This is a genomic window from Rhodococcus yananensis, assembly GCF_020515525.1.
Taxonomy (GTDB): domain Bacteria; phylum Actinomycetota; class Actinomycetes; order Mycobacteriales; family Mycobacteriaceae; genus Rhodococcus; species Rhodococcus yananensis.
Genome location: NZ_JAIYEP010000003.1, coordinates 104,545 through 115,612, shown reverse-complemented (window position 1 = coordinate 115,612; position 11,068 = coordinate 104,545). Strand labels below are relative to the sequence as shown.

Below are 11,068 nucleotides of genomic sequence, written 5' to 3'. Positions count from 1 at the left end.
CCGCTTCATCGTCTCGCGAGCACGACCGCGGTCACCGGCGAGGTCATAGGCGCGGGCGAGCCGGTACGAGTTCCGCCAGTTGTCGGGATCGGCCTCCCACTCCTGTTTGACCGTCTCGAATACCGCGTCGGCAGCATCTCGATCCACCCTGCCGGACGGCATGCGCGGCAGATCCTCCACGTCGAGTTCGAGCCCCTCCTCATGGATGCGCCGCGCGAGGTGCTGATGATCGAAACCCGCACGCAACGTCGCATAGACGATCCACGCGCCGACCACCGGAAGCAGGAACACCCCGATCCCGAACACCACCGACACCGGTTCTCCGCTGGCGATCAACTCGATACCGGTCCGACCGAGCCGGACGAAATAGAAGGCGAGCGCGACGACGATGAACGCGATCAGCGCCACGACCTTGAGGACGTCGCGACCTGCCGCGGCCGGGGAGGTCACAGGTCCAGCAGCGGGTCGATCCCGACGGTGAGTCCCGGGCGCCCACCGATCTCCCGCACACCGAGCAGCACACCGGGCGCGAACGACGACCGGTCGATCGAGTCGTGCCGGATCGTGAGGGTCTCGCCCTGGGTTCCGAGCAGCACCTCCTGGTGCGCGACGAGACCGGCGAGTCGCACCGAATGCACGCGCACACCGTCGACATCGGCGCCGCGTGCTCCTTCGAGTTCCGCGGTGGTGGCATCGGGGCTGCGTCCCACCCCCGCCGCAGCACGTGCCTCGGCGATGAGCGCCGCCGTCCGGTATGCAGTACCCGACGGCGCATCGGCCTTGTTCGGGTGATGGAGTTCGATGACCTCGACGGAATCGAAGAACCGGGCTGCGGCCTGCGCGAACCGCATCGACAGGACCGCACCGATCGCGAAGTTCGGCGCGACGAGCACGCCCACCTCGGGCTTCGCGGAAAGCCACCCGCGGAGCGTGTCCAGTCGCCCGTCGTCGAATCCGGTCGTCCCGACCACGGCGTGGATCCCGTTCTCGACAAGGAACTGCAGATTGTCCATCACGACGTCGGGGTGGGTGAAGTCGACGACGACCTGAGTGCGGCTCGACACGAACTCCGCGAGATCGTCCCCCTTGTCGACGGCTGCGACGAGTTCGAGGTCGGCAGCCGCCTCGACCGCCGCGCAGATCGCCTGCCCGACCTTGCCCTTCGCCCCGAGCACACCTACCCGAACCGCTGCTGTGTCCACGCTCGATCCACGCCTTTCCGTCACCGTGTCGGTCGCACTCGAGACTACGCATCAACGGTTCCCCACGCCTAAAGCGGGGGATTTCACCCTCGGGGCAGCACCCGACACCTCGAAAAGGGCACCGAACGTATGATCGGGGTCACCGGGAGCGCGGGAGTGACCCCGATCAGGCGACGATGTCGCGGACGGCGCGCGGTAGGTCGCGCGGCCGCCGGTACGGGCCCACGACCGCCGCCGCGAACGGGCGGTGCAGCAGGTCGGCGGCCACTTCGGACACCTGCTCGGTGGTGACGGTGGCGATGCGTTCGAGCGTGTCGGTGACGCTCCAGTGCCGGCCGTAGCTCAGTTCACTGCGCCCGATCCGGTGCATGCGGGCACCGGTGTCCTCGAGGCCGAGCACCAGACCGCCGCGCAACGACCCTTTGGCCCGCGCGCACTCGGCGTCGGTGATGCCGTTCTCGGCGACGTCGGCGAGCACTTCCCGGACGACGGCCGCGACATCGCCGAGATTCTCCGGCTGGCAACCCGCATACATCGAGAACGCCCCGGTGTCGGCGAACGTGTCGACACCGGAGTACACCGAGTACGCCAGTCCTCGTCGCTCGCGGACCTCCTGGAACAGGCGGGAGCTCAGCCCGCCACCGATCACGGCGTTGAGCACCGACAGCGGCCACCGGCGCGGGTCGTGACGGCCGAAGGTGCGGATGCCGAGGGTCAGGTGTGCCTGCTCGTTGTCTCGATCCGTGATGCTCAAGGTGGGGGCCGTGCGCAGACGCAGGTCGCCCCTGCGGTGCGGTGCAGGTGCCGCCGAGGCACCGAGGTGACCGGTGAACGCGCGGCGCACGAGTTCAACCGTGTGCTCGTGATCGACGTTGCCGGCGACCGCGACGACCATCCTGGCCGGTGTGTAGCGGCGCACATGGAACGAGTGCAGCTGGTTACGGGTCATCGCCTCGATGGATTCGAGCGACCCGATGATCGGTCTGCCGACCGGGTGATCGCCGTACAACGCGGTGAGCAACGCGTCGCCGAGAAGGTCTTCGGGGTCGTCGTCGCGGATCGCGAGTTCTTCGAGCACGACCTGTCGTTCGACGTCGACATCGGCGCTGCGGCACCGGCCCCGCAACACCACGTCGGCGACGACGTCCACCGCGATCGGCAGATCGTCGTCGAGGACGTGCGCGTAGAAGCAGGTGTGTTCCTTGCCCGTGAACGCGTTGAGTTCGCCGCCGATGCCGTCCACGAGTTCGGCGATCTCGAGTGCGGACCGCGTCGGGGTGGCCTTGAACAGGAGGTGTTCGAGGAAGTGCGCGGCACCCGCGACCGAGGGCTGTTCGTCGCGCGAACCCACCCCGACCCACACACCGACCGCGGCCGACCTCACCCCCGGCACGTGTTCGGTGACGACTCGGACGCCCCCGGGAAGCACGGTGCGACGGACGCCGGTGTCCGCCTCGGACGAGGTGTTGTCGACGGACAGGAGGTCGGAACGAGATGCCATGTGTTGTTCAGTGGTCCTGGGCATAGACGTGGGTGTGGTGTTCCGCGGGAAATCGCGGAACACCACACCTTACACGTGCGATCCGGGCCCTTGCCGCGTCACCAACCGCGTCGGTGCGGCTGTGACCCGATGAGCTCCCCGCGCTGTGCTTCGTCGCGGCTGCGGTAGACGATGTACGGCCGGAACAGGTACTGGATGGGTGCGCTGAACGCGTGGACGAGTCGGGTGAACGGCCAGATCGCGAACAGCACGAGCGCAATCGTGACGTGGATGTGGAACGACAACGGTGCCTCCGCCATCGCGGCGCCGTCCGGCTGCAGGATCCAGATCGAGCGGAACCACGGCGACACCGTCTCGCGGTAGTTGTGGGCCTCGTTGCCCTCGACGGCACCGATCATCGTCGTCGCGAGACCCGCGACGATCGCCGCGACCAGCACCACGTACATGACCTTGTCGTTGAGTGTGGTCGCACTGAACACCGGACCGGTGGTGCGCCGGCGGTAGATCAGCAGGCCCACACCGAGCAGCGTCGCGACACCCGCGATGACACCGGGAACCGCGGCACCCCAGTGGTACATGTGCTCACTGATGCCGACGGCTTCCGTCCACGACTCCGGGATGAGCAGGCCGATGATGTGCCCGATGAGCACGACGAGCATGCCGAAGTGGAACAGCGGGCTCGCGACGCGCAGCATCCTGCCCTCGTACAACTGCGACGAACGGGTGGTCCACCCGAACTTGTCGTAACGGTAGCGCCACCACGTGCCGACGATCAGCACCGCGAGCGTCACGTACGGCACGATGGACCAATAGATCTCGCCGGCGCTCATGGTCACCGGCCTCCTTTCGGATCCGATGTGCTCTCACGACGCGGAGGCACCGTGAGAGTGAAAGGCTGCAACCCGATCGCTTCGGCCGGCGGGCCGCTGCGGGCCAGGAGCAATGCCCGCTGTTCCTCCTGATCCGACACCGGCGGCAGGGTTGCACACACGGCCGTGATCACGTCTGCGTACGGTGAGCCGCGCTCGACCAGGGCACCGCGCAGGACGTCGAGCGGAACCCGGTGCGCGGCGAGCAGTTTCCCGCCGGCATCCGGGTCGACGGTCGCGGCGAACTCGAGTACCACCGGCAGGTGGTCGGGTGCTTCACCCGTCGGTGGTTCGACGCCCGCGTCCATGTAGACGCGGGCGAACGCGTGGATGTCGGTGCCGCGGTTGCGGGTGTCTCCGCCGGTCCAGTACGTCAGATACATCGTGGAGTGCCGACGCATGTCGAACGTGTCGACGTAGTCGCATTCCGCGACGGTGCGTTCGGTCGCCCGCAGGTACGCCGCGACGCGGGCCAGCGCGTCCCGGTCGTCGCCGGTGATGTGCCCGAGCAGTTCCTCGACGGTGTCGAGGCGCTGCGGCATCTGCGCGTCCGGATAGGCGAGCAGCAGCGACGCCACCTGCCGGATCAGGCGGTGCTGCAGCCTCTCCGCAGCGATGTCGCGGCGCGGGGAGCGTTGCAGGAGTTTCATTTCGTCTCCTCCGCCTGGTGCCGACCACCGGGGAACATCCCCGAAGGCACCCCCTTGCCGTCCCAGTTGAGCAGGTTCACCCGCGACGGGTGGCTCTCGTTCGCGGCCATCCCCTCGCTGGTCTGCCGCTGTTTGAGAGCGTGGAACGTCTCCACGGCCACCGGCACGGGCCCGCCGCTCGCCTCCCCGAACGGTCCGGACTCGTACATGCCCGGACCGCCGTCGAACGAGAGTGCGCACTCGGTGGCGGTCTCCTCGAGCTTGTGGCCATCCGCCGCGTACGCGGTGGGGATGACGTATCGCTCCTCGTACTTCGCGAGCGCGAGCAGCCGGTACATCTCGTACATCTGTTCCTCGGTCATGCCCACCGCCTGCGGGATGTGCGGTTGCGTGTCGCGGCCGAGGTTGACGTCACGCATGTACGAGCGCATCGCGGCGAGACGTTGCAGAACCCCCTCGACGACATCGGTGTCGCCGGCAGTGAACAGTTCCGCGAGGTACTGGATGGGGATCCGGAGCGACTCGAGCGCACCGAACAGATTCCCGAGGTCCTCGCCGTCGTGTCCGTCGCGGCTGACCGCGTCGACCACCGGGGACAACGGCGGGATGTACCAGACCATCGGCATCGTCCGGTACTCCGGATGCAGCGGCAGCGCGACCTTGTACCTGTTGATCAGGGCGTACACCGGAGACCGCTGTGCCGCGTTGATCCACTCGTCGGAGATTCCCGACTCGTGGGCGGCGGCGATGACCTCGGGGTCGGTGGGATCGAGCAGGATCTGCCGCTGCGCCTCGTACAGATCCTTCTCGTCCTCGACCGACGCGGCGTCGAGCACCCGGTCGACGTCGTAGAGCACCAACCCGATGTAGCGGAGCCGCCCCACACACGTCTCGGCGCACACCGTCGGCAGACCGACCTCGATGCGGGGATAGCAGAACGTGCATTTCTCGGCCTTGCCGGTCTTGTGGTTGAAGTACACCTTCTTGTAGGGGCATCCCGACACACACATGCGCCAGCCGCGGCACTTGTCCTGGTCGACGAGCACGATGCCGTCCTCGCTGCGCTTGTAGATCGCACCCGACGGGCACGACGCCATGCACGACGGATTCAGGCAGTGCTCGCAGATCCGCGGAAGGTAGAACATGAAGGTCTCCTCCAGTTGGAGGCGCACCTCCTCGCTGACCTTCTTCAGGATCGGGTCGTCGGGCACGATCTCGGTGGACCCACCCAGATCGTCGTCCCAGTTCGCCGACCACTCGACCTTCATCGGCTCTCCGCTGATGAGGCTGCGCGGCGGCGCGACCGGGATGTCGTCACCCAGCGGGGCATTGGTCAGGTTCTCGTAGTCGTACGTCCACGGCTCGTAGTAGTCGTTGATCGACGGCAGCTTCGGGTTCGAGAAGATCCGGGTGAGTTTGTGGAAGCGCCCACCGTCGCGCAACCGCAGCCGGCCCTTCTTGTCGCGAACCCACCCGCCGCGCCACTTCTCCTGATCCTCGTAGGTGCGCGGATAGCCCTGCCCGGGCCGCGTCTCGACGTTGTTGAACCAGACGTACTCGGTGCCCGAACGATTGGTCCAGGCCTGCTTGCAGGTCACCGAACACGTGTGACACCCGATGCACTTGTCGAGGTTCATCACCATCGCCATCTGTGCCATTACCTTCATGATCGCCTCATCTCACGGGGGTGCCGGTGTCGTCAGTACTGGACCTGCTGCGACCGGCGACGGACGACCGTCACCTCGTCGCGCTGGTTGCCGGTCGGGCCGAGGTAGTTGAACGCGAACGAGGTCTGCGCGTATCCGCCCGCGAGGTGCGTCGGTTTGATCAGGATCCTCGTGATCGAGTTGTGGATACCGCCGCGTTTCCCGGTGGTCTCGGTCAGCGGCACATCGATGGTGCGTTCCTGCGCGTGATACACGTACACCACCCCTTCCGGCATGCGGTGCGACACGATCGCCCGGCACACCACCACACCGTTGCGGTTGACGGCCTCGACCCAGTCGTTGTCGCGTACCGAGATCTTCTCCGCGTCGATCGGGCTCATCCACATCGTGGGGCCGCCCCGCGACAGCGACAGCATGAACAGGTTGTCCTGGTACTCCGAGTGGATCGACCACTTCGAGTGCGGTGTCAGATAGCGCACCGTCAACCCGATCCCATCGGTGTCCCCGACACCGGGCTCGCCGAAGAGCCGCGACATGTCCAGTGGCGGACGGTAGGTGGGCATCTGCTCACCGACCTCCTCGATCCAGTCGTGGTCGAGGTAGAAGTGCATGCGGCCGGTGAGGGTGTGGAACGGCTTGAGTTCCTCGATGTTCACCGTGAACGGCGCGTAGCGTCGGCCGCCGGTCTCGCTGCCCGACCACTCCGGGCTCGTGATGACCGGGACCGGGCGCGCCTGCGTGTCGGCGTACGAGATCCGCCTTTCCTCGCTGCCCTCGGCGAGGTGGACGAGCCGACGACCCGTGCGCTTCTCGAGCTCACGGAATCCCTCGACGGCCAGTCGCCCGTTGGAGGTACCCGACAGCAACAGGATCACGTCTGCCATGCGTTCGGCGGACGTGACCGCCGGGCGTCCCGCTCCGGCACCGGAGTTCATCACTCCGAACTTTGCGGCGAGCTGCTCGACCTCCTCGATCGGATGGGTCGTCACGCCCTTCGTGGTCAGTCCCAGCTTCTCCACGAGCGGCCCGAGGGTCGACCACTTGTCGGCGATCGCCGTGTAGTCGCGCTCGACGACGGCGAGCGGGCCCATCGTCTTGCCGGGAACGGGAACCTCCCCGGTCTTACGCCAGTCTCGTTCGGTACCGGACGGATACGCCATAGCACCGGGCGTGTCGTGTTGCAGCGTACCCATCACCACATCGGTGCGGGTTCCCAGGTGGGTGCGGGCCAGTTGACTGAAGGCCGCGGCGATCGCTCCGAACGCGTCGTAGTCCGAACGGGTTTCCCACGGCGGGTCGATCGCCGGGCTGAACGCGTGGATGTACGGGTGCATGTCGGTACTCGACAGGTCGCCCTTCTCGTACCAGGTCGCGGCGGGTAGCACCACGTCCGAGAACAAGGTGGTCGACGTCATGCGGAAGTCGATCGACATGAGCATGTCGAGCTTGCCTTCGGGCACGTCGTCGGGCCACTGCACATCGTGCGGACGCAACTGGTCGGGTGCCGGATCCCCCTGGACGTTCGAGTCGGTTCCGAGCAGATGCCTCAGGAAGTACTCGTTGCCCTTGCTGGACGATCCCAGCAGGTTCGACCGCCACACACTGAGCACGCGCGGCCAGTTCCGCGGATTGTCGGGATCGGTCACCGCGAGTTCGAGATCACCGCCGGCCAACTGCTGCGCCACGTACGCCGGGATCTCCATTCCGGCCTTCCGCGCGTCGTCGGCGACGTCGAGGCTGTTGCGGTCGAACTGCGGGAAGAACGGCGTCCAGCCCATCGCCACCGCGGACGCCATCACGTCCATCGTGTGCTTGTCCCGGAACCGGCCGCGTCCCAGCGGACTCGACAGCGCATCCGCGCGATATCCGTCGTACCGCCACTGGTCGGTGTGCACGTACCAGTAGGAGGTGCCCGCCATCTGGCGGGGCGGCCGACTCCAGTCGGTACCCATCGCCATCGCGGCCCATCCCGTGACGGGACGGCACTTCTCCTGGCCCACGTAGTGCGCCCATCCCCCGCCGTTGCGGCCCATCGACCCGGTCAGCAGCAGCAGCGCGAGGACTGCCCGGTAGGTGGCGTCACCGTGGAACCACTGGCAGATACCCGCGCCCATGATGATCATCGACCTGCCGCCGGACTCCTCGGCGTTGTGGGCGAACTCCTTGGCGATGCGGATGGCCTGCGCCGCGGACACACCGGTGATCGGTTCCTGCCACGCCGGGGTGTACGGGGTGTCGGCGTCGTCGTAGCCCGTCGCCCACGATCCCGGCAGGTTCAGCTCGGGTCTGCCGACGCCGTACTGGGCGAGCATGAGGTCGAACACGGTGCACACCAGGTGCTCACCGACCCTTCGAACCGGAACACCACGCACGACCGTCTCGCCGTGCCCGTCGACGGTGTCGAAGCTCGGGAGCACGATCTCGGCGGCGTCACCCGCTCCCCCACCGGTCGGCGCGACCGTCAGCGTCGGAACCAGATCGCCCAGGTCCAGATTCCACTTGCCGATCCCGTCGTCGCCGTAGCGGAATCCCAGCGACCCGTGCGGTACCACCACGGTGTCGGTGGCCCCGTCGACGAACACCGGCTTGAACGCGGCGTTCTCGACATCCTGCCCGAGGTCGGCGGCCGTGAGGTTCTTGCCCGGAACGAACGTGCCGTCCCGATCCTCGAGTTTCACCAGGAAGGGCAGGTCGGTGTACTTGCGTGCGTAGTCGACGAAGAACGGAACGCGCTGTTTGACGTAGAACTCGTTGAGCAGCACGTGACCCATCGACATCGCGAGCGCACCGTCGGTGCCGGCCGCGCACGGCATCCACTCGTCGGCGAACTTGGTGTTGTCGGCGTAGTCGGGGCTGACCGTGACGACCTTCGTGCCGCGGTACCGCACCTCGGCCATCCAGTGCGCATCGGGGGTACGGGTGACGGGGACGTTCGAGCCCCACATCATCAGATACGACGCGTCCCACCAGTCACCGGATTCGGGGACGTCCGTCTGGTCGCCGAACACCTGGGGAGACGCCACCGGAAGGTCGGCGTACCAGTCGTAGAACGACGTCATCACGCCGCCGAGCAGTTCGATGAACCGGGACCCCGCCGCGAACGACACCATCGACATCGCCGGGATCGGTGAGAACCCCGCGACCCGGTCGGGGCCGTACTCCTTGATGGTGTGCACGTGTGCCGCGGCGACCATCTCGGTGGCCTCCGCCCACGTGACCCGCACGAGGCCGCCCTTGCCGCGGGCCCGCTGGTAGCGGCGACGACGTTCCGGATCGCTCTGGATATCGGCCCACGCCAGCACCGGATCACCCAGACGGGACTTCGCCTCCCGGTACATCTCGACGAGCACGCCGCGGGCGTACGGGTAGCGCACACGCGTCGGCGAATAGGTGTACCAGGAGAATGCCGCGCCTCTCGGGCATCCGCGGGGTTCGTACTCGGGACGGTCGGGGCCGACCGACGGGTAGTCGGTCTCCTGGGTCTCCCACGTGATGATCCCGTCCTTGACGTAGATCTTCCACGAACAGGAGCCGGTGCAGTTCACCCCGTGGGTGGAACGCACGACCTTGTCGTGGCTCCAGCGGTCCCGATAGAACACGTCGCCTTCGCGTCCGCCCTTGCGGGTGACGGTGCGTCCGTCGCCGGATTCCTCACCGGGGGTGAAGAACCGTCCGCTACGGACGAGAAGTTCCTCGAGCGCGCCGCCGGTGCCGGGCTTGTCGGCTTTCACTGGGACTCCTTCTTACTCGGGATGGTTGCTCCGGACTCCGCGCCGTTCGCGGGTTCGCGGGTCTTGAGCATCAACAGGGTGTACAGAAGCGCGACGATTGCGGTCGCCACGAGCAGCAACAGTCCGACGGTGTAGTCGTTGTCGACGGAGTCGTACGTCGCGCCCATCATCAGCGGCGGGAAGTATCCACCGAGACCACCTGCAGCAGCGACGATTCCGGTGACGCTACCGACCGATTTGGCCGGCGAGCGACGCGCCACCCAGGCGAACACGCCGCCCGTGCCGATGCCGAGGAAGATCGCCATCGCGATGAAGTCGGTGGCCGACCACAGGTCCGGTGCAGGCTTGAGCGTCGCGATGGCCGCGGTGACAGCGGTACCCGCGAACGACGCCAGGACGACGTACTTCGGCGGGATCCGGTCGGACAGGGCACCGCCGATCGGCCGGGCGACCACCGCGGCCAGCGCGAACGCCGCTGTGCGGGTACCGGCGTCGACCGCGGAGAATCCGTAGATCGTCTTGATGTAGGTGGGCAGGTAGTTGCTGAACGCGACGAACCCGCCGAACACGATGGCGTACAGGAAGGACATCTCCCACGTCACCCGGAGTTTGCAGGCGGCGAGGAACTTCGGGACCACCGGTTCGGTGTTCGGGGTGAACGCCGGCGCGTTCCTCATCAGCGTCACGCACAGCACCGCCGTGGCGGCGAGAGCGATCGCCACGATGAAGTGGGTGGCGAGCAACCCGAACCAGTTCACGAATCGGGGGGTGAAGAACGCCGAGAGCGCAGTGCCGACCATGCCCGCACCGAACACGCCGGTGGCGAAGCCGCGACGGGACGCGTCGTACCAGTTGTTCGCGAACGGAATTCCCACCGCGAAGATCGTGCCGGCGATACCCAGGAAGAAGCCGAAGACCAGAAGCAGCGGATAGGATCCCGCGTTCCCTGCGAACCCGACCGCGATGACCGGGAGGATCGAGGCGACCGTGATCGCGATGAACATGATCCTGCCGCCGTAGCGGTCGGTCAGCGGGCCGATGACGATGCGCCCCAGCGCTCCGACGAGGATCGGCGTCGCCACGAGCATGGACGCCTCGGAGCTGCTGAGCGACATGTCGCCCGCATAGGTGGTGGACAGTGGGCCGATCATGTTCCAGGCCCAGAAATTGATGGCGGACACCCACGTCGCGAGTGCGAGGTTCACTCCCGGTCGTGCCCCGATTCCAGAAACCGCAGCCGTGTTCACACCGTTAGGAAACCACTGTCGGGTAGCGAAACACGCAATAATCGGGAAACGTTACATCCGATCGAATATGTGAATTCGATCTTGAGTACGAAAGGCCCTGTCGGGCTGCGACGCAAACTGCTTACAGTGCAAGTTCATCGAAAATTCCGACCCCCGAATTCTCAGGACATCCTAACCTGTTCTACGGAAATCGTCATCCGA

General features: G+C 66.6%; 8 protein-coding genes. All 8 read right to left on the bottom strand.

Features of this window, described 5'->3' with window-relative positions:
* On the bottom strand, positions 1-450 hold a 450-nt coding region (locus tag LDQ05_RS01315; protein WP_226435081.1), incomplete at its 3' end, for a hypothetical protein.
* On the bottom strand, positions 447-1,202 hold the full coding sequence (gene dapB / locus LDQ05_RS01310) for a 4-hydroxy-tetrahydrodipicolinate reductase (RefSeq protein ID WP_226435080.1): 756 nt from the start codon (positions 1,200-1,202) through the stop codon (positions 447-449). The genes LDQ05_RS01315 and dapB, both read right to left, overlap by 4 nt.
* A 166-nt stretch (positions 1,203-1,368) precedes the next feature.
* Positions 1,369-2,703: a M16 family metallopeptidase gene (locus LDQ05_RS01305; protein WP_226435079.1), complete on the bottom strand. Its 1,335-nt coding sequence runs from the start codon at positions 2,701-2,703 to the stop codon at positions 1,369-1,371.
* 98 nt (positions 2,704-2,801) lie between these two features.
* Positions 2,802-3,533 carry a respiratory nitrate reductase subunit gamma gene (gene narI / locus LDQ05_RS01300; protein WP_226435078.1) on the bottom strand — a complete coding sequence of 244 codons (732 nt, stop codon included), beginning with the start codon at positions 3,531-3,533 and terminating at the stop codon, positions 2,802-2,804.
* 2 nt (positions 3,534-3,535) lie between these two features.
* Complete coding sequence (narJ, locus tag LDQ05_RS01295) at positions 3,536-4,222, bottom strand: nitrate reductase molybdenum cofactor assembly chaperone (protein ID WP_226435077.1); 687 nt, start codon at positions 4,220-4,222, stop codon at positions 3,536-3,538.
* Entirely contained in the window at positions 4,219-5,889 is a 1,671-nt protein-coding gene (gene narH, locus LDQ05_RS01290) for a nitrate reductase subunit beta (RefSeq protein WP_226435076.1), read from the bottom strand. The genes narJ and narH overlap by 4 nt, the downstream gene beginning before the upstream one ends.
* A gap of 32 nt (positions 5,890-5,921) precedes the next feature.
* Positions 5,922-9,620, bottom strand: coding sequence for a nitrate reductase subunit alpha (locus LDQ05_RS01285; protein WP_226435075.1), 3,699 nt, complete (start codon positions 9,618-9,620; stop codon positions 5,922-5,924).
* Entirely contained in the window at positions 9,617-10,771 is a 1,155-nt protein-coding gene (locus LDQ05_RS01280; protein WP_372461006.1) for a nitrate/nitrite transporter, read from the bottom strand. The genes LDQ05_RS01285 and LDQ05_RS01280 overlap by 4 nt, the downstream gene beginning before the upstream one ends.
* Positions 10,772-11,068 lie beyond the last annotated feature (297 nt).

Excerpts from the sequence above, each read along its gene's own strand:
- LDQ05_RS01305 (WP_226435079.1), bottom strand. The coding sequence starts at position 2,703 with ATGGCATCTCGTTCCGACCTCCTGTCCGTCGACAACACCTCGTCCGAG.
- narI (WP_226435078.1), bottom strand. The coding sequence starts at position 3,533 with ATGAGCGCCGGCGAGATCTATTGGTCCATCGTGCCGTACGTGACGCTC.
- narJ (WP_226435077.1), bottom strand. The coding sequence starts at position 4,222 with ATGAAACTCCTGCAACGCTCCCCGCGCCGCGACATCGCTGCGGAGAGG.
- narH (WP_226435076.1), bottom strand. The coding sequence starts at position 5,889 with ATGAAGGTAATGGCACAGATGGCGATGGTGATGAACCTCGACAAGTGC.
- LDQ05_RS01280 (WP_372461006.1), bottom strand. The coding sequence starts at position 10,771 with ATGATCGGCCCACTGTCCACCACCTATGCGGGCGACATGTCGCTCAGC.